Origin of the sequence: Citrobacter sp. RHBSTW-00986, from assembly GCF_013783065.1 — a bacterium.
In the GTDB taxonomy this organism is placed as follows: Bacteria; Pseudomonadota; Gammaproteobacteria; order Enterobacterales; family Enterobacteriaceae; genus Citrobacter; species Citrobacter braakii.
The window spans coordinates 1,760,906-1,783,567 of record NZ_CP056200.1; the positions used below are offsets into that span (position 1 = coordinate 1,760,906).

General features: G+C 51.9%; 22 protein-coding genes. 12 read left to right on the top strand and 10 right to left on the bottom strand.

Features of this window, described 5'->3' with window-relative positions:
- Positions 1-312: 312 nt before the first annotated feature.
- Positions 313-1,149, bottom strand: coding sequence for an S-formylglutathione hydrolase (gene fghA, locus HV345_RS08580; protein ID WP_047359174.1), 837 nt, complete (start codon positions 1,147-1,149; stop codon positions 313-315).
- 322 nt (positions 1,150-1,471) lie between these two features.
- Between fghA and folE the strand changes: the two genes are divergently transcribed.
- The 6 genes from folE to mglC all read left to right on the top strand — a co-directional run bounded on the left by folE (position 1,472) and on the right by mglC (position 8,392).
- A complete protein-coding gene (gene folE / locus HV345_RS08585; protein ID WP_003027410.1) occupies positions 1,472-2,140 on the top strand; it encodes a GTP cyclohydrolase I FolE in 669 nt (222 codons plus the stop codon).
- 14 nt (positions 2,141-2,154) lie between these two features.
- Complete coding sequence (yeiB, locus tag HV345_RS08590) at positions 2,155-3,312, top strand: DUF418 domain-containing protein YeiB (RefSeq protein ID WP_047500983.1); 1,158 nt, start codon at positions 2,155-2,157, stop codon at positions 3,310-3,312.
- Positions 3,313-3,456: 144 nt separating this feature from the next.
- Positions 3,457-4,482, top strand: a complete 1,026-nt coding sequence (gene galS, locus HV345_RS08595) for an HTH-type transcriptional regulator GalS (RefSeq protein WP_016153720.1) — start codon at positions 3,457-3,459, stop codon at positions 4,480-4,482.
- Positions 4,483-4,775: 293 nt separating this feature from the next.
- Complete coding sequence (gene mglB / locus HV345_RS08600; protein ID WP_016153719.1) at positions 4,776-5,774, top strand: galactose/glucose ABC transporter substrate-binding protein MglB; 999 nt, start codon at positions 4,776-4,778, stop codon at positions 5,772-5,774.
- Between the two features lie 71 nt (positions 5,775-5,845).
- Entirely contained in the window at positions 5,846-7,366 is a 1,521-nt protein-coding gene (mglA, locus tag HV345_RS08605; RefSeq protein WP_016153718.1) for a galactose/methyl galactoside ABC transporter ATP-binding protein MglA, read from the top strand.
- A 15-nt stretch (positions 7,367-7,381) separates the two neighbouring features.
- On the top strand, positions 7,382-8,392 hold the full coding sequence (mglC, locus tag HV345_RS08610) for a galactose/methyl galactoside ABC transporter permease MglC (protein WP_003027393.1): 1,011 nt from the start codon (positions 7,382-7,384) through the stop codon (positions 8,390-8,392).
- Between the two features lie 57 nt (positions 8,393-8,449).
- Here the strand turns inward: mglC and preA are convergent, their stop codons facing one another.
- The 8 genes from preA to HV345_RS08650 form a co-directional block, all read right to left on the bottom strand.
- Positions 8,450-9,685, bottom strand: coding sequence for an NAD-dependent dihydropyrimidine dehydrogenase subunit PreA (gene preA / locus HV345_RS08615; RefSeq protein WP_019077224.1), 1,236 nt, complete (start codon positions 9,683-9,685; stop codon positions 8,450-8,452).
- Positions 9,679-10,920 (bottom strand): NAD(P)-dependent oxidoreductase, encoded by a 1,242-nt coding sequence (locus HV345_RS08620; protein WP_047500987.1) that lies wholly within the window; start codon positions 10,918-10,920, stop codon positions 9,679-9,681. Before HV345_RS08620 ends, preA begins: the two co-directional genes overlap by 7 nt.
- A gap of 232 nt (positions 10,921-11,152) precedes the next feature.
- Entirely contained in the window at positions 11,153-11,392 is a 240-nt protein-coding gene (locus HV345_RS08625; protein WP_181636497.1) for a DUF2542 family protein, read from the bottom strand.
- A 2-nt stretch (positions 11,393-11,394) separates the two neighbouring features.
- Positions 11,395-12,114 carry an outer membrane permeability protein SanA gene (gene sanA, locus HV345_RS08630; RefSeq protein WP_016153714.1) on the bottom strand — a complete coding sequence of 240 codons (720 nt, stop codon included), beginning with the start codon at positions 12,112-12,114 and terminating at the stop codon, positions 11,395-11,397.
- A gap of 181 nt (positions 12,115-12,295) precedes the next feature.
- Positions 12,296-13,180 carry a cytidine deaminase gene (cdd, locus tag HV345_RS08635; RefSeq protein WP_181636498.1) on the bottom strand — a complete coding sequence of 295 codons (885 nt, stop codon included), beginning with the start codon at positions 13,178-13,180 and terminating at the stop codon, positions 12,296-12,298.
- A gap of 148 nt (positions 13,181-13,328) precedes the next feature.
- Positions 13,329-14,024 carry a CidB/LrgB family autolysis modulator gene (locus tag HV345_RS08640; protein WP_016153712.1) on the bottom strand — a complete coding sequence of 232 codons (696 nt, stop codon included), beginning with the start codon at positions 14,022-14,024 and terminating at the stop codon, positions 13,329-13,331.
- Positions 14,021-14,419 (bottom strand): CidA/LrgA family protein, encoded by a 399-nt coding sequence (locus HV345_RS08645; RefSeq protein WP_016153711.1) that lies wholly within the window; start codon positions 14,417-14,419, stop codon positions 14,021-14,023. Before HV345_RS08645 ends, HV345_RS08640 begins: the two co-directional genes overlap by 4 nt.
- Positions 14,420-14,550: 131 nt before the next feature.
- The gene (locus HV345_RS08650) at positions 14,551-15,459 is read right to left on the bottom strand and encodes a LysR substrate-binding domain-containing protein (RefSeq protein WP_016153710.1); all 909 of its coding nucleotides are present in this window, start codon (positions 15,457-15,459) and stop codon (positions 14,551-14,553) included.
- A 126-nt stretch (positions 15,460-15,585) separates the two neighbouring features.
- On the opposite strand from HV345_RS08650, the gene HV345_RS08655 reads away from it, so the two are divergent.
- The 6 genes from HV345_RS08655 (at position 15,586) to dusC (ending at position 21,583) form a co-directional block, all read left to right on the top strand.
- Positions 15,586-16,944 carry an aromatic acid/H+ symport family MFS transporter gene (locus tag HV345_RS08655; RefSeq protein WP_080858904.1) on the top strand — a complete coding sequence of 453 codons (1,359 nt, stop codon included), beginning with the start codon at positions 15,586-15,588 and terminating at the stop codon, positions 16,942-16,944.
- Positions 16,945-16,955: 11 nt separating this feature from the next.
- Positions 16,956-17,993: a gentisate 1,2-dioxygenase gene (gene gtdA / locus HV345_RS08660; protein ID WP_019077221.1), complete on the top strand. Its 1,038-nt coding sequence runs from the start codon at positions 16,956-16,958 to the stop codon at positions 17,991-17,993.
- Between the two features lie 15 nt (positions 17,994-18,008).
- Positions 18,009-18,710 (top strand): fumarylacetoacetate hydrolase family protein, encoded by a 702-nt coding sequence (locus tag HV345_RS08665; protein ID WP_016153707.1) that lies wholly within the window; start codon positions 18,009-18,011, stop codon positions 18,708-18,710.
- 8 nt (positions 18,711-18,718) lie between these two features.
- Positions 18,719-19,363, top strand: a complete 645-nt coding sequence (gene maiA, locus HV345_RS08670; RefSeq protein ID WP_075849054.1) for a maleylacetoacetate isomerase — start codon at positions 18,719-18,721, stop codon at positions 19,361-19,363.
- Between the two features lie 14 nt (positions 19,364-19,377).
- Positions 19,378-20,571 (top strand): 3-hydroxybenzoate 6-monooxygenase, encoded by a 1,194-nt coding sequence (locus HV345_RS08675; RefSeq protein WP_181547292.1) that lies wholly within the window; start codon positions 19,378-19,380, stop codon positions 20,569-20,571.
- 61 nt (positions 20,572-20,632) lie between these two features.
- Positions 20,633-21,583: a tRNA dihydrouridine(16) synthase DusC gene (dusC, locus tag HV345_RS08680; protein ID WP_019077218.1), complete on the top strand. Its 951-nt coding sequence runs from the start codon at positions 20,633-20,635 to the stop codon at positions 21,581-21,583.
- A 184-nt stretch (positions 21,584-21,767) separates the two neighbouring features.
- Here dusC and HV345_RS08685 read toward each other — a convergent pair whose 3' ends face one another.
- Entirely contained in the window at positions 21,768-22,502 is a 735-nt protein-coding gene (locus tag HV345_RS08685; protein ID WP_016153703.1) for a bifunctional 2-polyprenyl-6-hydroxyphenol methylase/3-demethylubiquinol 3-O-methyltransferase UbiG, read from the bottom strand.
- Positions 22,503-22,662 lie beyond the last annotated feature (160 nt).

Below are 22,662 nucleotides of genomic sequence, written 5' to 3' on the forward strand. Positions count from 1 at the left end.
CTTCAAGTTGCAGATGCGTGGCTACGCGCGTTCATACAACTCGAATTATTTAGGGTAACGATCAGCGCGTCATGTGAAAGGCCATGACAATTGTATGTATTTGTCTTTTAAGGACTCTTTTCAGTAAAGAAGCGAATGGATTGTACAAAAGTATGAATGTTTGTAAACACAAATGATAATCGAAATCATTTGTGTTTGATCTTGTTTTGAGGGTAATGCTTTTTAAATCAATAGGATAGTGGAGAAAGAAAAAAGGAGAAAAAGTGAAGGAATGATGGAGAAATGAAGAGGGCTGGCGCCCTCACTCAGGCGTTACTTCAACAAATACTGGGCGTGGAAGCGCAGGTGATCCTCAATAAACGACGCAATAAAGTAATAGCTATGGTCGTAACCTGGCTGGATGCGTAGCGTCATTGGCCATGCGGTTTGACGGGCCGTTTCGGCTAGTACCGCGGGTTGCAGCTGATCGGCGAGAAACTGATCGCTGTCTCCTTGATCAATAAGCGTCGGAATCGCGTCTGCGGGCTTGCTGGCCAACATTAACTCGCAGCTGTCCCACTCGGCCCACTGTGATTTATCTTCACCCAGATACGCGCTAAAAGCCTTCTCCCCCCACGGAACGCGGCAAGGATTTACGATCGGTGCAAAGGCGGAAATGCTGGTGTATTTCCCGGGATTTTTCAGCGCCATAATCAATGCGCCGTGACCGCCCATGGAGTGTCCACTGATGGCGCAGCGATCGCTGACGTTAAACTGCGATTGAATCAGTGCCGGCAGCTCATCACGCAGATAGTCATACATGCGAAAATGCGTTGCCCATGGCTGTTGGGTGGCATTGAGGTAAAATGCCGCCCCCTGGCCTAAATCGTAGCCATCATCATTGGCAACCTGCTCGCCGCGCGGACTGGTGTCCGGCATCACCAGTACAATGCCCAGCTCAGCCGCGATGCGTTGTGCGCCGGCTTTAGTCGTGAAGTTTTCATCATTGCATGTCAGACCCGACAGCCAGTACAGCACCGGAGGTGGGGTGTTATCGCGCGGGGGAGGAAGAAAAATACTGAAGGTCATGGTGCAATTTAACGTGGCGGAGTCGTGACGCCAGCGTTGCTGCCAGCCTTCAAAACAGCGGTGCTCTTCAAGCATTTCCATGCGGGGCTCCTTGTTGTGTTGAACCTGAATATGTTTGCGAACTCACCATAATACAGATTATTCATGGCACTGTGAGCAACTTTCACTTCCGCATTGAGCAAACATACTTCATCATCTATATAACTTTACATTAACACTCGACGTCGCCGGGTAGAACGACAAGTGAAATCAGCTACGCTGAAAGGCTGTGCCAATTTCAATAATTATCGCGGTGAATACTGGATTATGTGCGCCGCCTCACGCACAATGTTCTGGCTGTGACACAGCCTAAAAACTTTGCCCCATGCAGGGCAGAGGCGCCCCACCTGCAGGAGAAGAAAAAATGTCATCACTCAGTAAAGAAGCGGCCCTGGTTCATGAAGCGCTGGTCGCGCGTGGTCTTGAAACGCCACTACGCCCGCCCGTGCAAGAGATGGATAACGAAACGCGCAAACGTCTTATCTCGGGCCATATGACCGAGATTATGCAGTTGCTCAATCTCGATTTGAGCGATGACAGTTTGATGGAAACTCCGCATCGCATTGCGAAAATGTATGTCGATGAGATTTTCTCCGGCCTCGACTACGCCAACTTCCCGAAAATTACCGTCATTGAAAACAAAATGAAGGTGGACGAGATGGTCACGGTTCGCGATATCACGCTGACCAGCACCTGCGAACACCACTTTGTTACTATCGATGGCAAAGCGACGGTGGCGTATATCCCAAAAGATTCGGTCATTGGTCTGTCGAAGATTAACCGCATTGTGCAGTTTTTCGCACAGCGTCCGCAGGTTCAGGAACGTCTCACCCAGCAAATTCTCACCGCGCTGCAAACGCTGCTCGGGACGAATAATGTGGCGGTGTCGATTGATGCGGTACATTACTGTGTGAAGGCGCGTGGCATTCGCGATGCGACCAGTGCGACCACGACCACTTCTCTTGGCGGATTGTTTAAGTCCAGCCAGAACACGCGTCAGGAATTCCTGCGCGCAGTACGTCATCACAACTGATTAGGGCAGGGACCATGGAGCGTAATGTCACGCTGGATTTTATTCGTGGCGTCGCCATTCTTGGTATCCTGCTTCTCAATATTAGCGCCTTTGGCTTGCCAAAGGCGGCATACCTCAATCCCGCGTGGTATGGCAACATCACCTTATCCGACGCCTGGACCTGGGCGCTGCTCGATCTCTTTGCGCAGGTAAAATTCCTCACGCTGTTTGCGCTGCTGTTCGGTGCCGGTCTGCAAATGCTGCTCCCGCGCGGTAAACGCTGGATCCAGTCGCGGCTTACGCTGCTGGTTCTATTGGGTTTTATTCACGGTTTACTCTTCTGGGATGGCGATATCCTGCTGGCATATGGCTTAATCGGCCTGATTTGTTGGCGGTTGATCCGTGATGCGCCGTCGGTGAAAAGCTTATTTAACACCGGCGTACTGCTTTATCTGGTGGGCGTTGGCGTATTGCTGCTGCTTGGGGTAATCTCCGGGAGTGAGACCAGTCGTGCCTGGACGCCGGATGCCTCAGCGTTGCTGTATGAAAAATACTGGAAAATAAACGGTGGAATGGAAGCCGTCAGCAATCGCGTGGATATGATGTCCAATAGCTTGCTGGCGCTGGGCGCACAGTACGGCTGGCAACTGGCGGGGATGATGCTGCTCGGCGCGGCATTGATGCGCAGCGGTTGGTTAAAAGGGCAGTACAGCTTACAGCATTACCGACGCACCGGTGTATTGCTGGTCATTCTCGGGATGGCGATTAACCTGCCTGCTATCGTCGCTCAGTGGCATCTGGACTGGGCATATCGCTGGTGTGCCTTCTTGCTACAAGCCCCGCGAGAGCTGGGCGCGCCGTTGCAAACCATTGGTTACGCCGCGCTGATGTTCGGCTTCTGGCCGCAGCTTAGCCGCTTAAAATGGGTCATTGCCATCGCCTGTGTGGGGCGCATGGCATTAACTAACTATCTGTTACAAACCTTAATCTGCACCACGCTGTTTTACCAGGTCGGCTTATTTATGAAATTTGACCGACTGGAGCTGCTGTATTTCGTCATTCCGGTTTGGGCCGTTAACCTACTTTTCTCCGTCATATGGCTACGTTTTTACCGCCAGGGTCCGGTGGAATGGCTGTGGCGTCAATTAACCCTGCGTGCTGCGGGGACATCATTGCCGCGTACATCCAGATAACGATCTGGATCACATTCATTAACAAAACGGATGTAAGCGCTTTCATTCCTGTGACATCTCTCACGCAGTGCGTTTCATTGTGCTGACAAAATACCCAGCCTGGGGTGTCTGCGGGCAACCGCAATCTAAAACAGGGCAGTGAATATGATCACCATACGTGATGTGGCACGACAGTCTGGCGTTTCTGTAGCGACCGTTTCCCGCGTACTGAACAACAGTGCGCTGGTGAGTCCCGATACGCGTGAAGCGGTAATGAAGGCAGTTACTCTGCTGGGCTATCGACCTAATGCCAACGCGCAAGCGCTGGCGACGCAGGTGAGCGACACGATTGGTGTTGTGGTCATGGATGTATCAGACGCCTTTTTTGGCGCGCTGGTAAAAGCCGTGGATATGGTTGCCCAGCAGCATCAGAAGTATGTCCTGATTGGCAACAGCTACCATGAGGCTGAAAAAGAACGTCATGCCATTGAGGTGTTGATTCGTCAGCGCTGTAACGCACTGATTGTACACTCTAAAGCACTGAGCGATCGGGAACTCGCCGAGTTTATGGATCAGATCCCCGGCATGGTGCTGATCAACCGTCTGGTGCCGGGTTACGCTCACCGCTGCGTCTGCCTGGATAACATCAGCGGTGCCAAAATGGCGACCCGAATGCTGCTGAATAATGGTCATCAACGCATCGGTTATCTGGCGTCAAGCCATCGCATTGAAGATGATACCATGCGCAAAGAAGGGTGGTTAACAGCCCTGAAAGAGCAGGGGATTGTTGCGGCAGAAAGTTGGGTCGGCACCGGTTCGCCCGATATGCAGGGCGGAGAGTCTGCGATGGTAGAACTGCTGGGACGTAACTTACAACTGACGGCGGTTTTCGCCTATAACGACAATATGGCTGCCGGCGCGCTGACCGCGCTAAAAGACAACGGCATCGCTATTCCATTACACCTTTCTATCATTGGCTTTGATGATATTCCTATCGCGCGTTACACCGATCCGCAACTGACCACCGTACGCTATCCCATTGCCTCCATGGCAAAAATGGCGACAGAGCTTGCGCTACAGGGGGCTGCAGGCACGTTAGACCCGGAGGCGACGCATTGCTTTATGCCGACGCTGGTGCGTCGCCATTCTGTGGCGCTTCGGCAGAATGCGGCACCGATCACTAACTCATAACGTTGCGCGATGTAACCGCTTTCAATATGTGAGTAAATTCACAGTATATTAACAATGCGATAGCTATGATGACACTGTTTGTTGCGCTGTAACTACTATGTAACGGTGAATAATCACTTTCACCGAGGTATAGGTGCCTTAAACAAAAATTAAAGCCTGTTTTTGGAGCGTTGCCAGACACGGAAGAAATATTTTTTAAAAGTGAGCTTCGGCGTTCAGTAACACTTCAGTAACGTTCTGCCTGCCGAGCATTTATCTCAAGTACTACCCTGCATAATAAAACCGGAGATACCATGAATAAGAAGGTGTTGACCCTGTCTGCTGTAATGGCAAGCATGTTATTCGGCGCGGCTGCACACGCTGCTGATACCCGCATTGGTGTGACTATCTATAAGTATGACGATAACTTTATGTCTGTAGTACGTAAGGCTATTGAAAAAGATGCCAAAGCGGCGCCAGATGTACAGCTGCTGATGAATGACTCGCAGAACGACCAGTCCAAACAAAACGACCAGATCGACGTGCTGCTGGCAAAAGGCGTTAAGGCACTGGCGATTAACCTGGTTGACCCGGCAGCGGCAGGCACGGTCATTGAAAAGGCACGCGGGCAGAACGTACCGATCGTGTTCTTTAACAAAGAACCTTCTCGTAAGGCGCTGGACAGCTATGACAAAGCGTTTTACGTCGGTACCGACTCTAAAGAGTCCGGTATTATTCAGGGGGATTTGATCGCCAAACACTGGGCAGCGAACCCGAACTGGGACCTGAACAAAGACGGCAAAATTCAGTTTGTTCTGCTGAAAGGCGAACCGGGACACCCGGACGCTGAAGCACGTACCACTTACGTGATTAAAGAGCTGAACGATAAAGGCATTAAAACTGAGCAACTGCAGTTAGATACTGCAATGTGGGATACCGCTCAGGCAAAAGATAAAATGGATGCGTGGATGTCCGGTCCGAACGCCAACAAAATCGAAGTGGTTATCGCAAACAACGATGCGATGGCAATGGGCGCAGTTGAAGCGCTGAAAGCGCACAACAAAACCAGCGTACCGGTATTTGGTGTGGATGCGCTGCCTGAAGCGCTGGCTCTGGTGAAATCTGGCGCAATGGCTGGTACCGTGCTGAACGACGCCAACAACCAGGCGAAAGCCACCTTCGATCTGGCGAAAAACCTGGCTGACGGTAAAGGTGCGGCAGATGGCACTAACTGGAAAATTGAGAACAAAATTGTTCGCGTTCCGTACGTAGGTGTCGATAAAGATAATCTGGCAGAGTTTACCAATAAGTAAATACTCCGTCTTTGGGCGCAATGTCATTGCGCCCTTAATAACGCACTCTGCAAGGCCAACAAGGTATAATTATGGTCAGCACACATACTCAGTCGTCAGGCGAATACTTGTTGGAAATGACCGGCATCAACAAGTCCTTCCCCGGCGTTAAGGCTCTTGATAATGTCAATTTAAAAGTCCGCCCACATTCCATTCATGCCTTAATGGGGGAGAATGGCGCGGGGAAATCAACATTATTGAAATGTCTTTTCGGTATCTATCAAAAAGATTCCGGTAGTATTTTATTTCAGGGTAAAGAAATCGATTTTCATTCTGCTAAAGAAGCGCTTGAAAATGGTATTTCGATGGTACACCAGGAATTAAACCTGGTATTACAACGTTCTGTGATGGATAACATGTGGCTGGGACGCTATCCCACCAAAGGCATGTTTGTCGATCAGGACAAAATGTACCGCGATACCAAAGCGATATTTGATGAGCTGGATATTGATATCGATCCGCGTGCGCGTGTTGGTACATTATCCGTTTCTCAAATGCAGATGATTGAAATTGCGAAAGCGTTCTCCTATGACGCAAAAATCGTCATCATGGATGAGCCAACGTCATCGTTAACCGAGAAAGAAGTTAATCATCTGTTTACCATTATCCGTAAGCTGAAAGAGCGTGGATGCGGTATTGTTTATATTTCTCACAAGATGGAAGAAATCTTCCAGCTATGCGATGAAATTACCGTGCTGCGCGATGGCCAGTGGATTGCGACCCAGCCGCTGGAAGGGCTGGATATGGATAAGATCATCTCCATGATGGTCGGCCGTTCACTGAACCAACGTTTTCCGGATAAAGAAAACAAACCCGGTGAAGTCATTCTGCAAGTACGTAACCTGACCTCGCTGCGTCAGCCGTCGATTCGGGATATCTCGTTTGATTTGCACAAAGGGGAAATTCTCGGGATTGCCGGGCTGGTCGGCGCAAAACGTACTGATATCGTTGAAACGCTTTTTGGTATTCGTGAGAAATCATCGGGTACGATTACGCTACACGGCAAAAAGATTAATAACCACAGCGCAAATGAGGCCATTAATCATGGTTTTGCGCTGGTCACGGAAGAGCGCCGCTCAACCGGTATTTACGCGTATCTGGATATTGGTTTTAACTCGTTAATCTCCAATATCCAAAACTATAAAAACAAAGTCGGTCTGCTGGATAATTCCCGCATGAAGAGTGATACCCAGTGGGTAATTGACTCAATGAGGGTGAAAACGCCGGGCCATCGTACACAAATCGGTTCACTGTCCGGTGGTAATCAGCAAAAGGTGGTTATTGGTCGCTGGTTATTAACGCAGCCAGAAATCCTGATGTTAGATGAACCCACGCGTGGTATCGATGTTGGCGCGAAATTTGAAATTTATCAGCTGATTGCCGAACTCGCGAAAAAGGATAAGGGGATTATTATTATTTCCTCTGAAATGCCGGAGCTGCTAGGAATTACCGATCGTATTCTGGTGATGAGCAATGGTCTCGTTGCTGGAATTGTTGACACTAAAACAACAACGCAAAACGAAATCCTCCGTCTTGCGTCTTTGCACCTTTAAGATTAGGGGCTCCTCATGAGTGCGTTAAATAAGAAAAGTTTTCTTACTTATCTGAAAGAAGGCGGAATTTACGTTGTTCTTTTGGTTTTACTGGCGATTATTATTTTCCAGGATCCCACTTTCTTAAGCTTACTGAACCTGAGTAATATTCTGACGCAATCCTCGGTGCGTATTATTATCGCATTGGGTGTGGCCGGGCTGATTGTTACCCAAGGGACAGACCTGTCGGCGGGACGTCAGGTTGGCCTGGCGGCAGTCGTGGCGGCAACCTTGCTACAGTCGATGGAGAACGCCAACAAGGTGTTCCCGGAAATGGCTACAATGCCAATCATCGTAGTCGTGCTGATTGTTTGCGTGATTGGCGCCATTATCGGTCTGGTGAACGGTATTATCATTGCTTATCTGAATGTGACGCCGTTTATTACCACCCTGGGTACGATGATCATCGTTTACGGGATCAACTCCCTGTACTACGACTTTGTCGGCGCATCGCCAATTTCTGGCTTTGACAGCGGATTCTCCACCTTCGCGCAGGGCTTTATTGCGCTGGGTAGTTTCCGCCTCTCCTACATCACCTTCTATGCGCTGATTGCGGTGGCGTTTGTCTGGGTGCTGTGGAACAAGACCCGCTTCGGTAAAAACATTTTCGCCATCGGCGGAAACCCAGAAGCCGCGAAAGTGTCCGGGGTCAACGTTGCGCTGAACCTGCTGATCATCTATGCGTTGTCTGGCGTGTTTTATGCCTTCGGTGGTTTGCTCGAAGCCGGGCGTATCGGCTCGGCGACTAACAACCTCGGCTTTATGTATGAGCTGGATGCGATTGCGGCGTGCGTGGTTGGCGGCGTGTCGTTCAGCGGCGGGGTAGGGACCGTGTTTGGCGTGGTGACCGGTGTGATTATCTTCACCGTCATCAACTACGGTCTGACCTACATTGGCGTGAACCCTTACTGGCAGTACATTATCAAGGGCGGCATTATCATCTTCGCGGTCGCGCTGGACTCACTGAAGTACGCGCGTAAGAAGTAATCGTATAACGCAAAAAGCCCGGTGCAGCGTAATCTGTACCGGGCTTTTTTGTCAGCGTTACAACGTTAACGCATGCTCTTTCTCACCGGATTTAAATTTCACCTCACCCAGCTCAATACAGGCTACCGGGCAAACGTGCCCACACAACAGGCATCCCACACATTTTTCTGTGTTGCAATGCGGTGTGCGGGTTTCCTCATTCCATTCCATCGCCTGATGTCCGCCGTCATAACAGGAGATGTAGCAGCGGCCACAGCCAACGCATTTATCAAGATGAATGTTCGGGTAGACGATGTAGCTACGGTCAAGATCCTCCGCGGGGATGATATTGGCATTGGCAAGACCAACCATCTCCTCCAGTGAGTCAAACCCTTGATCGGCGAGGTAATGTGACAGCCCGCTGGTCATGTCCTCCACAATCCGGTAGCCATACTGCATGATCCCGGTGGTCACCTGCAGCGTGGCCGCGCCTAACAGTAAAAACTCGGCGGCATCTTCCCAGGTCTCAATTCCCCCGATGCCGCTAATCGGGAAATCGCGCAGTTCAGGGTGCATGCGCAGTTGTTGGATAAATCGCAAAGCAATAGGTTTAACGGCCTTGCCGGAGTAGCCGGAAATACTGGATTTACCGTTGACGATCGGCATCCCGATTTTTCGGTTCAGATCGATATTCGTGATGGATTTAACCGTATTGATTGTCGCGATACCGTCGGCACCTCCGTGTTTTGCTGCCAGAGCCACCTCACACATATCACCAATGTTCGGTGTCATTTTCGCCAGCATCGGCAGGGACGAGCCGCGTTTAACGGCCCGACAATACTTTTCAACCAGCTCAGGGCTTTGCCCGACATCGCTACCCATGGCATGTGAGGTCATTTGCGGGCACGAGAAGTTACACTCGATCATGTCGGCACCCGCGTCTTCAACCAGGCGGGCCAGTTCCTGCCATTGCTGCTCATTTTCCCCCATAATCGACGCAATCAGGACTTTGTCCGGGTAGTCCTGTTTCAGTCGACGAATTGCGGCCAGATTCTCCTCCAGCGGATGCTCGGCAATTTGTTCCATATTTTTGAAGCCAATAAAGCCGGTATCTTCTTTGGTGAGATGGTCAAAGCGTGGGGAGACTTCATTAGCAATAAAGAACCCGATCGTTTTAAAAACAATGCCACCCCAGCCGCTATCATAGGCTTTGGCGCACATTTCATAACAGTTGCCCACCGGAGAGGAAGAGAGGCAGAACGGGTTGGGGAATTTGACGCCGCAAAAAGTAATAGAAAGATCTTTCGTTAACATGAGCAAGCTCCCTCTAAATAGTGATGAATGGCCTGAGCGGCTTCTTTTCCCGTTTTCACGGCGTAAACAACGGTTTTATCGCCTTTAACAATATCGCCTGCAGCAAACAGAGCCGGATCGGCGGTTTGATAATTGTGCGTATCGATAAGATTGCGCTGTGGTTTTAACGCGGCGAAATTATCAAGCTGAGCATGTTGGCCGACGGCGAGAATAATCTGTTCGGCTTCAAGCGTGAGTTCTCCTGGCAGGCGTACGTGCTTAAAGGTGACTCGATTTCCGCTAACCGCCACGGGCGTGAAGCCGTCAATTATCGACACCCCTAAAGCCTGTGTGCTGCTGAATTCTTTGTCGCTGGCCGGGAAGTCGGCGAGTTCTTCACGCGCGACACAGGTGACTGACGGGCAGCCCAGCAGCTTCAACGTACTGGCGACATCCATCGCCACGTCGCCACCGCCGATGATTAATGCACTTTGTGCGACGGTAATATCGCCGTTGGATTGCCGGGCTCGTTGCAGAAAATCGACGGCGATTTCGACGTGATTCGCCCTCTCAAACAGAGGTAATGTTGAACCGTAAGACATCCCAACGGTAACCAGTACGGCGCGGTATTCTGCTTTGAGTTGCTCAACGGAAAGGGCATTGCCGACTTCACAATTGCACTTGATGGTCACGCCCATTTCAACGATACGGGCAATTTCAAGATCCAAAACTGCTTGCGGCAGACGAAACTCAGGAATGCCATAACGCAACCAGCCACCTGGCTGGGCCTGTTTTTCGAAGATTGTGACATCATAACCAAGATTACTTAGCGTTACGCTGGCCTGTAACCCTGCCGGACCCGCCCCGATGATAGCTACCTTGCCAAGCGTTTTTGTTGCCGGCTGATAGATTTTCATTGCGGTCTGCTGTTCAAAATCGGTAATAAAGCGTTGCAGACGTGCAATATCGATAGGTTTATCAATTCCTGAGCGCGTACATCCGCGCTGGCATAATTTTTCGGTTGGGCAAACCCGGGCGCACACCGCACCGAGCGCATTATTTTCGCGGATAGTTTCGGCAGCGCCTTTAAAATTACGAAAATAAATAGAGCGAATAAATTTCCCTGGGTCTGTTTGCGCCGGGCAATCATGACTACAGGGGGCGTCGTGACATAATAAACAGCGAGAAGCCTCTTTTATTGCTAATAATGGGGTAAAAGCAGGCGTGAGCTCATCCAGATAATTTTGTTGTGGCATATTTTCTTCCTTAATGCTTGAGTAAATTAAGGCAAACCGTTAATAACAAAATATAAAAAGTGAAGGCTATTCTTAAGGCTAAGCACTGCAGGAAGAGTATTCTGTGAAAGGATTCACAAATAGAAGATAGTCTGAGGGAAATGCTGGTGGGCAGCATTAATCCCTTACATTGAAATGGTAACTATTATCAAAATATTAGCTATTCTCAAATGCTAATATAAAGGAAAATTCTTTAGCGATAAAAGACTAAGTAAATAACCATCCCGAAGGATAAACATCCGCACCCGGCATAAACCAGCACATAAGACCAAAATTTCAGGGGCTCTTGATTGCGATAAGCGTAAACCGGTTCGCGCGCATTCTTTTTAATTTTATCTACGGCCCCAGAGCGCCAGCCTTTCCATGCTTCGCGAAAACAAAATACGGGAATGAGCAGAAAGGCCAACACGACGAAAAGGGTTTGTACATCCATGCTTATTTTCCTTGTTTCTTTTGTAATTCGAGTAGTTGTTCAGGCGTGACCGCCGGATATCCCTGTGCATCGTCCGGTACCTGATGCATGGTAGGGATGGGCACCAGCGGGCCTAAAAAGCGGGGTTCACGTTTGAAAATATAGAGATCGGCCAGTGCGCCAAAGCGGGCGCCAAATTCACGTACCCGCACGGTGAGCATATCTTTTGGTGAGGGCACCGCATAGCACTGGGCCTGGATGCCCATATGCAGCGCAATAAACAAGGCGCGCTCACAGTGGAATCGCTGAGTAATAATGATGAAATCGTTGGTATCGAACACCTTGCGGGTTCGTACAATCGAATCGAGCGTCCGGAACCCGGCGTAATCAAGCACGATGTCAGCGGGATCGACACCTGCGGCAATCAGATCTTTACGCATCGTCATGGGTTCGTTGTAGCTTTGCTGCGCGTTGTCGCCGCTCAGCAGCAGATAGTTTACCTTTCCACTGTTATAGGCGTTCAATGCGCCCTGAATGCGGTAGCGGTAATACTGGTTGATGACGCCGGTGCGATAGTATTTCGCCGTGCCCAAGACCACACCGACCTGGCGATAGGGTAAATCCTGCAATTCGTCGTAGATGTAGGGAGCCGTCTTCCAGCTCATCCACCTGTCGAGCCCAAGCACAGTCAAAAGCAGCAAGCCTACCAGGACTAACAGGCTGTAAAACACGCGCTTTAACATGCAGAAAACTCGTTATTTGGATGGAATTTCAATCAGGCTACTGTACCGGAAGACGTAGCGCAAGAAACAGCAATCTGATTGAGGGGATTTTCAGCAAAACGGCCCTGTTGGATGGTAGCAACAGCAAATCTGGCCGACAACCTGGAGCGATTGCAGGCCAGATAAGCGTAGCGCCAGGCAATTAACCGAGCAGCACGCGCTCAATATTATTGCAGCCCAGCGCTTTCAGGGTAGCGGAGGTCGCATCCCACTGAATCAACGGCGCATCGGCTTTTTCAGCCAGCACAGCACGCTGGATATCCGGGTAGTCATAACCGTTAAGGTTCAACAGGTTTAACGCGCCTTGCAGCGGCGGCAGGGTCGGGTTGAAGGCGGCATTTTCCGCATAGCTACCGCTAAAAATTCGACCATCTTTACATTCCAGCGCCACGCCGCTTGGGGAGTTGCTGTACGGCATATGACATCTGTTGGCGGCGGTGATAGCCGCTTGGGTCAACGCATCGCCCTGCAGCGCGAAGCCGTGATCCTGATCGTCCATCAGCAGTGTTTTAATCTCCAGATCTTTCGGTCCGAAGGCATCTGGCAGGTAATCGCGCAGCACGTGTGGCGCACGTCCCGGCAGATGAATACGTAAATCCAGTCCGCTGTTCAGTTCGTTCATAAACTGGCGACAGTGGCCGCACGGCGTGTAGTTGACGGTGATGGCGGCGAGCCCTTTTTCACCGCGCAGCCAGGCATGGCTAATGGCGCTTTGCTCGGCATGAACGGTTTGCTGCATGGTCGCCCCCAGGAACTCCATGTTCCCACCGAAGTACCAGGTGCCGCTGATGCCGCGAGAAATTGCCCCAACGTTGAAGTTGGACAGCGGAGTACGCGCGCAGGCCGCAGCCAGCGGCAGTAGAGCGAATGCCAGCGCGTCTTCGTCCAGTCCCGATTCGCGTTTCAGCAAAGAGACCTGCTCAGCAGTCAGCATGGCGGGGAAATGCGCATCCGCCAGAACAGGCGCCAGGGCTGATTGCAAGTTATCCGCGAGTTGGGCAAAAGCAATTTGAAAACGTGGATGCATGGCGATGCCTCATAACAATGTAATGGAATCGTAGTTTACGGGGCTGTTACGGCTTTATATGTGATCCAAATCTCATTGTGTATGCAACTTATGAAACTTAAATTAAAAATGTGCAACGCATCGCAAATAATTAGCCAAAAATTGAAGGTTAACCGACCAGGGCCAGAATAATCGGGAACAGGAATGGGGCGACCAACGAGGTGATAATGCCGCAAATAACCAGCGCCAGAGAGCTAAACGCACCTTCCTGATAGTCCAGCTCTGCACAGCGTGCGGTACCCAGGGCGTGCGAAGCGGTACCCATGGCTAGTCCACGTGCGGCTTTGGTGCGAATACGCATCGCATTGAGCAAAGTATGACCAAACACAGCCCCGAGGATACCAACAAAAATGACGCACACGGCGCTGATGGCCGGAATACCACCAATGCTGCCTCCCACTGCCATAGCGATAGGCGTGGTTACCGATTTCGGCATGATTGACGCAGCAATTTGCGGCGATGCGCCCATCAACAAGGCGATTGTTGTACCTGTAACCATCGCCACAACGCTCCCCGCAAAGCAGATGGCAATAATTGATTTCCAGCGAGCGCGAATCTGGTGCAGCTGTTCGTATAACGGATAGGCCAGCGCGACCACGGCAGGTTGCAGCAAATCGTTCAGCACCTCACTGCCTTTGAAATAGTGATCGTAGGGAATTCCGGTCAGCATCAGAATGGGAATGATCACCACCATGGCGACCAGTAGCGGGTTCAATAGCGGCATTTTAAATCGTGCAGCCAGCTTACGTGCGCCAAAAAATACCGCCAGCGTAAGGGGTAACGACCACCAGATATACGACATCATTCTTTAGACCCTTTTTGCCCAACGATTTTGCGCTCACCGTGCACAATGTGAGAACTCCAGCTCACCACCAGGAAAACGACCAGCGTACTGATGGTACAGGACACCACCACCGGACCAAATTGCGCACGGAGCAGATCAAAGTACTGCATGATCCCCACGCCAATCGGGACAAACAGCAGGGCCATATAGCGAATCAGCACATAGCAGCCGGGGTTAACCCATTTTGCCGGTAACACCTGCAAAGCCAGTAAGACAAACAGAATCAGCATGCCGATAATGCTGCCCGGAATGGTGATGGGGAGTAGCGATGCAAGAAAAATACCTGCATAGAGGCAGGCATAAATCAGGACGAATGCGCGCAAATATTGCCAGATAATGTTCAGTGCTTTGCTCATAGTTGAAACCCTTGACGAGACTGATTCATCATACAATTAAACTTCAAAACGTGCTACCGATCACATCATGAATTCTAAGCATAGAAGAAATAGATATCTGGAACATCGGGCGATGGCCCTAACTGTTCACGTTAAACCTGTGCCAGGTAATACAGAAAACGATTCAGGGCGGTCGTGGGCGTTTCATTGTTGCGCCAGAACACGCCTACGCTGCCTTTTTGTTCAATCTTCGGCAGATTCAGGATAGCCAGCTGTCCCTGGGCGGCATAACGCTGCGCCAGGCGTAGAGAAAGAATAGAGATCATGTCGCTACTTTGCAGCAGGTTGGTGCTGACGTTTATCGATGCCGACTCAATGATGTTTTCCGGTAGCATGACGCCGTTATCTACCAGCGCGTTGTCAATGCTTATCCGGATGGGCGTTCCCGTCGGCCAGACAATCCAGCGCCAGTTAGCCAGATCATGCCAGGTGAGCAGGGGATATTTTGCCAGCGGATGGTCGGGGCGCGCGACGAAACAGACCGGCTCGGTATACAGCACTTGGTAATTGAGCGGCAACTGAAGCGCCCGGCCACCGACGCGTCCGACCACCACATCCACCGAACCCGCGAGCAGATCGTGCAGCAGCGGGGTCATCACCTTCTCTTCAATATTAAGATGCAGGGTCGGCAGCTCTGTGAGCAAACCCAGTATCGCCTGTGAAACGCAGTCCGTCGCCACCGGCGAGCAGCCAATCTTCAGACTCCCTACCAGGCCTCCCTGCTTAAAACGGGCGATTTCATACTGTGAACGTTCCATATCATTGATCAGGCGTTGGGCATGCTGCAGTAGCAGCTTGCCGCCTTCTGAAGGGCGTAAGCCTTTGCTATGACGTTCAAAGAGTGTGATACCCATCTCATCTTCGAGCTGTGATAACCATTTTGACAACGCTGGCTGGGTGATATTCATCATTCGGGCGACGTGAGTCAAATTCCCCTGTTCGCCCAGCGCAATAAGCGTTTGCAGGTGGTGTAACTTAAGTTTCTGCGCCCAGTTAGCCATTTGCTATAACCTCCAGGTTATGCCTCTGCATGAAAAGCCATTGTACATTTCATCTCCAAACATACAAAGTCGCAACATACCTAAAACAAAACAGACATCTACTCTACCTGCACTGAGGCATTCACTATGACTCAACAACGTGATCTACAAGCACTGATCGATTCCGCCCCCGTCGGTAAGACCCAGTGGCGCGTTATCATTTGCTGTTTTTTGGTCGTCATGCTCGACGGTTTTGATACCGCAGCTATTGGTTTTATCGCGCCTGATATTCGCACCCACTGGCAACTGACGGCCGGAGATCTGGCGCCGTTGTTTGGCGCAGGCCTGCTGGGTCTGACCGCTGGCGCACTGCTCTGCGGTCCGCTATCGGATCGTTTTGGCCGCAAACGGGTGATTGAATTCTGCGTGGCGCTGTTCGGCGCACTGAGCCTGATTTCGGCTTTTTCCCCCGATCTGCAAACGCTGGTTTTTTTGCGCTTCCTTACCGGGTTAGGCCTGGGCGGCGCGATGCCAAATACTATCACTATGACCTCAGAATACCTGCCAGCGCGTCGGCGTGGTGCACTGGTCACCATGATGTTCTGCGGTTTTACCCTGGGCTCGGCGATGGGCGGGATTGTCAGCGCACAGCTAGTGCCGGTTATTGGCTGGCACGGCATCCTGGTGCTGGGAGGCGTGCTACCGCTGATGCTGTTTGTGGCTCTGCTGTTTGCGCTGCCGGAATCCCCGCGCTGGCAGGTTCGTCGTCAGTTGCCGCAAAACGTGATTGCCAGAACCGTCAGCGCCATCACCCGGGAACGTTATGACAATACCCAATTTTATCTCAACGAGGGCGCCGCGATTGCCAAAGGCAGCATTCGCCAGCTGTTCGTCGGGCAACAGTTGCCCATTACCCTGATGTTATGGGTGGTGTTCTTTATGAGCCTGCTGATCATTTATCTGCTCTCCAGCTGGATGCCAACGCTGCTTAACCATCGCGGAATTGACCTGCAGCATGCCTCATGGGTGACCGCTGCCTTTCAGATTGGCGGTACGCTAGGTGCGCTGGTGCTGGGAGTGCTGATGGATAAATACAATCCTTTCCGCGTGCTGGCAGTGAGCTATGCGTTGGGTGCGGTGTGTATTGTCATGATTGGCCTGAGCGAGAACGGCCTGTGGTTGATGGCGCTGGCCATTTTTGGCACCGGCATCGGCATCAGCGGTTCGCAGGTGGGCCTGAATGCCTTAACCGCCACGCTTTATCCGACGCAGAGCCGGGCCACGGGCGTCAGCTGGTCTAATGCGATTGGCCGCTGCGGCGCGATTGTCGGCTCGCTCTCCGGCGGCGTGATGATGGCGATGAATTTCTCATTCGATAACCTGTTTTTCATTATTGCCGTTCCGGCGGCCATCAGCGCGGTGATGCTTATGCTGCTGACGGTTGTTATCCGCCAGTCGGCCTCTGTCCCTGACGCGTTGTCACGCGTAGGCATCGTGAACAAATAAGGAGAATCTCTATGTCAGAACTTAATCAGGATGTTAAGAACAGCCGTCAGCAGTTTTACCAGCATATTTCCGGGCAGAATCTGACCCCGCTGTGGGAGTCGCTGCACCGCCTGGTACCGCCAACGCCGAACGCACATTGTGCTCCTGCGTACTGGAACTATCAGGAGATCCGCCCGCTGCTGCTGGAAAGCGGCGATCTGATTGGCGCGAAAGAGGCGATTCGTCGCGTACTGGTGCTGGAAAACCCCATGCTGCGCGGACAGTCTTCAATCACCCCAACGCTGTACGCCGGATTGCAGTTAATCATGCCGGGCGAGGTTGCGCCGAGTCACCGGCATAATCAGTCTGCGCTGCGCTTTATTGTCGAAGGGAAAGGGGCATTTACTGCGGTGGATGGCGAGCGCACCCAAATGCATGAAGGCGATTTTATTCTGACGCCACAGTGGCGCTGGCACGACCACGGCAACCCAGGCAGTGAACCGGTGGTGTGGCTGGACGGTCTGGATCTGCCACTGGTGAATCTGCTGGGTTGCGGCTTTGCGGAAGATTACCCGGAGGATCAGCAACCAGTCACGCGCAAGGAAGGGGATTACTTACCACGCTACGCGGCCAATATGTTGCCGCTGCGTCATCAGAAGGGTAACTCATCGCCAATTTTCAACTATCGCTACGATCGCAGCCGTGAAGCGCTGCATGACCTGACCCGCATGGGTGACGCCGATGAGTGGGACGGTTACAAGATGCGTTACGTCAACCCGGTAACCGGTGGTTATCCCATGCCTTCAATGGGGACCTTTTTACAACTGTTGCCGAAGGGCTTTTCCTCGCGGATGGCGCGTACCACCGACAGCACTATCTATCACGTGGTGGAAGGAAGCGGGCAGGTCACCATCGGCACCGAGATCTTCAATTTTTCGCCAAAAGATATCTTCGTGGTGCCAACCTGGCACGGCGTGTCATTCCAGGCCCACGAAGATGCCGTCTTATTTAGTTTTTCGGACAGACCGGTTCAGGAAGCGCTGGGGTTGTTCCGTGAAGCACGTTATTAATTTGGGAGAGAGAAAATGACGCAATACGTATTCGAACCACAAGCGCCTGTTACCGTTCCGGTCGTTGGCAGTAATGAACAGTTTCCCGTGCGTCGCGTTTACTGCGTGGGCCGCAACTATGCCGCTCATGCGCGTGAAATGGGTTTTGATCCGGATCGCGAACCGCCGTTCTTCTTCTGTAAACCTGCCGATGCGGTGGTTCCGGTGGCGGCCGGTCAAACCCTCGAGCTGCCATACCCGTCGCAGACCGATAACTATCACTATGAGATAGAGCTGGTGGTGGCGATCGGTAAAAAGGGCAGCGATATACCGCTGGAAAAAGCGCACGAATATATCTGGGGCTATGCCACTGGTCTGGATATGACCCGCCGCGACAGGCAGATGGAGATGCGCCAGATGGGGCGTCCGTGGGAAATCGGCAAAGCATTTGATCTCTCAGCCCCCATCGCGCCACTGCATAAAGCCAGCGAAAGTGCGGATGTTAACAACGCGCCTATCTGGTTGCAGGTCAACGGCGACGATCATCAGCGTAGCGATATTCGCCACCTCATCTGGTCCGTTAATGAAACGATTAGCTATCTGTCCGGCTTTTTCGAACTACAGCCGGGTGATTTGATCTACACAGGCACGCCAGAGGGCGTGGGCGCAGTGGTGAAAGGAGATGTGATCACCGGCAATGTAGACGGTTTAACCCCCATCGCTGTGAAGATTGTCTGAGGTGGATGATGAAGCTGTACAGTTTCTTTAACAGCTCCGCGTCATATCGCGTACGCATTGCGCTGGCGCTGAAGGGGCTTGATTACCAGACGGTGGGTGTCAACATTCGCATCGGTCAGCAGAACGAGCTGGCCTACCGGCGGATGAACCCGGTAGGGCTTGTACCGACGCTGGTCACTGATGAGGGAGAATCACTCGGGCAGTCGCTGGCGATAACCGACTGGCTGGATGGTCACTTTCCGCAGTCGCCGCTGCTGCCAGCCGACTTCCCGGCGCGCAGCCGGGTGCTGGAAATTGTTTATGCCATCGCTTGTGATATCCATCCCGTGAATAACATGCGGGTACTGCGCTACCTGAGCGAAGAGCTAAAGGTCAGTGAAGAGGATAAAAAACGCTGGTATGCGCACTGGATCCAGCAAGGGTTAAGCGCGGTTGAACAGATGCTGCGCCAGAGTCAGTCGGGGACGTTCTGCGTGGGGGATGCGCCGACGCTGGCGGATTGCTGTCTGATCCCACAGTGGGCGAACGCGTTACGTATGGGCTGTGATCTGAGCGGGTATCCGCGCTGTAAGGCGGTATATGATGCCTGTACCCAGCTTCCGGCGTTTATCGCCGCCGCGCCCGAGAATCAACAAGACAAAATTCCAGCCTGATAAGGAGAACGACAATGGCTAAAGTGACACGCGCAATTATCGTGGGTGGCGGGATTGGCGGCGCGGCGACCGCGCTGTCGCTGGCCCGTCAAGGCATTAAAGTGATGTTGCTGGAGAAAGCGCACGAGATTGGTGAGATTGGTGCGGGCATTCAGCTCGGGCCGAACGCGTTTTCTGCTCTGGACAGCCTTGGCGTGGGTGACGTCGCTCGCAAGCGCGCCGTTTTTACCGATCACATCACCATGATGGATGCGGTAAACGCGAAAGAGGTTGTACGCATTGAAACCGGGCAAGCGTTCCGCGATCACTTTGGCGGTCCTTATGCGGTTATCCATCGGGTTGATATTCATGCTTCTGTCTGGGAAGCAGCACTGGTTCATCCCAACGTTGAGTATCGCACTTCAACTAACGTGGTTGATATTCGCCAGACAGAAGATGATGTGACGGTCTTTGATGAGCACGGTAACAGCTGGACAGCGGATATTTTGGTGGGCTGTGACGGTGTGAAGTCGGTTGTGCGTCAGTCTCTGATTGGCGATGCGCCACGCGTGACCGGGCACGTGGTCTATCGCGCGGTGATTGATTGCGATGATATGCCGGAAGATTTGCGCATTAACGCGCCGGTGCTATGGGCCGGACCGCACTGCCACCTGGTGCACTATCCACTGCGCGGCGGCAAGCAGTATAACCTGGTGGTGACCTTCCACAGTCGTCAGCAGGAGGAGTGGGGGGTGAAGGATGGCAGTAAAGAGGAAGTGCTCTCCTATTTTGCCGGTATTCATGCGCGTCCGCGTCAGATGCTGGATAAGCCGACCTCATGGCGTCGTTGGTCCACCGCTGACCGCGAACCGGTAGAGAAATGGGGGACCGACCGCATTACGCTGGTGGGTGATGCTGCGCATCCGGTGGCACAATATATGGCGCAGGGTGCCTGTATGGCGCTTGAAGATGCCGTCACTCTCGGTAAGGCGTTACAGCAGTGTGACTGCGATGCGGCTGATGCCTTTGCTTTGTATGAGTCGGTGCGTATTCCGCGTACTGCGCGCATCGTCTGGTCGACGCGCGAAATGGGACGTGTGTACCACGCCGCAGGCGTCGAGCGCCAGGTGCGTAATCTGCTGTGGAAAGGCAAATCTCAGGCGGAATTTTATCGTGGTATGGAATGGCTGTACGGCTGGAAAGAAGATAACTGCCTGTTGCCGCGCTGAGCCTCTTTAATCTCCCGAACGGAGGCGCTACCATAGCGCCTCTTTTTTTGCGGGTGACGATATGCGTGTTTTACTGGCGCCGATGGAAGGCGTGCTCGACTCACTGGTGCGCGAGCTGCTGACTGAAGTGAATGATTACGATCTGTGCATCACCGAGTTTGTGCGCGTGGTGGATCAGCTCCTGCCGGCAAAAGTATTCCATCGGCTCTGCCCGGAACTGCATAACAATAGCCGGACGCCATCCGGCACGCGGGTGCGCATACAGTTGCTGGGGCAGTATCCGCAGTGGCTGGCGGAGAACGCGGCGCGCGCGGTAGAACTGGGCTCGTTTGGTGTCGATCTGAACTGTGGCTGCCCGTCGAAGCTGGTCAACGGCAGCGGCGGTGGCGCAACGTTATTAAAAGATCCTGAACTCATCTACCGGGGCGCAAAAGCCATGCGCGAGGCGGTGCCTGCGCATCTGCCCGTGACGGTGAAAGTGCGTCTGGGCTGGGACAACAGCGACAGGCAGTTTGAAATTGCTGATGCCGTTCAGCAGGCTGGCGCCAGCGAGCTGGCGGTGCATGGCCGAACCAAGGAACAGGGCTATAAGGCCGAGCATATCAACTGGCAGGCGATCGGTGAGATCCGCCAGCGGCTTACCATTCCGGTTATCGCAAATGGCGAAATCTGGGACTGGCAAAGCGCCCAGGATTGTATGGCTATCAGCGGATGCGATGCGGTGATGATTGGCCGTGGGGCATTAAATATTCCGAACCTGAGTCGTGTGGTGAAGTACAACGAGCCACGTATGCCGTGGCCTGATGTCGTGATGCTATTGCAAAAATATACCCGTCTTGAAAAGCAGGGTGATACCGGGCTGTATCACGTGGCGCGGATTAAACAATGGTTAGGGTATTTGCGTAAAGAATACTCAGAAGCAACCGCGCTGTTTCAGGAAATCCGCGCATTAAACAATTCACCGGATATCGCGCGCGCGATTCAGGCCATTGATATCGCTAAATTGCATTAACACATTAATCGGCCACCGGAGTGGCCTTTTTTTCAAAAAATCATCTTAAACACGCCAGTTACCACCAATAACCCAATCAGAAAAATAACTAAAATAATCCACAGTAAGATTTTCATTAGCGTTCCTTTTTTGGTGAGTTCAGGTTAAGTATAGGAAAGCCTCTGAAAATCTTCCTGTAATGACCTTACTCCGGTTTACGTGCGCTGAGCAGAAACACCATTGGCCGCTCTTTTTCTTCATCCAGCGCCGGGTTTTCAGCAATCTGTTCAGCGGACGGTCCCCATTCATCGACACAAACGATTTCGAATCCGGCGGCTATCAGCGCATTAATCCAGGTCGCCAGCTTACGGTGCTGTTTTTTGACACCCTCCGCGAACCAGTTACTGATGCGTGTGCCTTCCTGCTGATAATGATTGACCGGCCAGGACTGTTGCCCGGTTTTATCTTTTATCCAACCCTGGTTAAGCGGTGCAGTATAAATGGGATGTTCGGCAGAGAATACCAACATGCCTCCCGGTGTTAACGACTGGTAAATCGTTACGAATAATCGCGCGATATCGCGCAAATAGTGCAGGGCAAGTGAGCTATAAACCAGGTCAAAAGAATTTGGCGACAGGGAAAGCGTCTCGAGATCTTCACGGCGATAAACGATGCCATTACCCTGCGTCATGCTGTGCGCCTGGGTTAACATCTTTTGTGAAATATCCAGTCCCACTACGCTGGCCGCCTGGTTATCGCGCGCGTAGCGGCAAAACCAGCCATATCCGCAACCCAAATCGAGGATATTTTTTCCCTGCAGAGCGGGGAGCATCGCTTGTATTGTCGGCCATTCTGGCGCACCGTCGAGCCCTTTTACTGAACGGTCCAGTGTGGCATATCCGGCAAAGAACTCGGGATCGTCATAGATATTCTGTGACATAATGTCTCCATCCATAAATTATTAAAATTAATTAATCTAAATTATTTGTTGGGTGTATATTTTTCCGATTATATATTTTTATTGCCAAAGGTGTATTGCCACGCGTAACTAAAAAAGGAAACGCGACAAGTCGTAATCTCAGCACATCTTTTCTTACCTG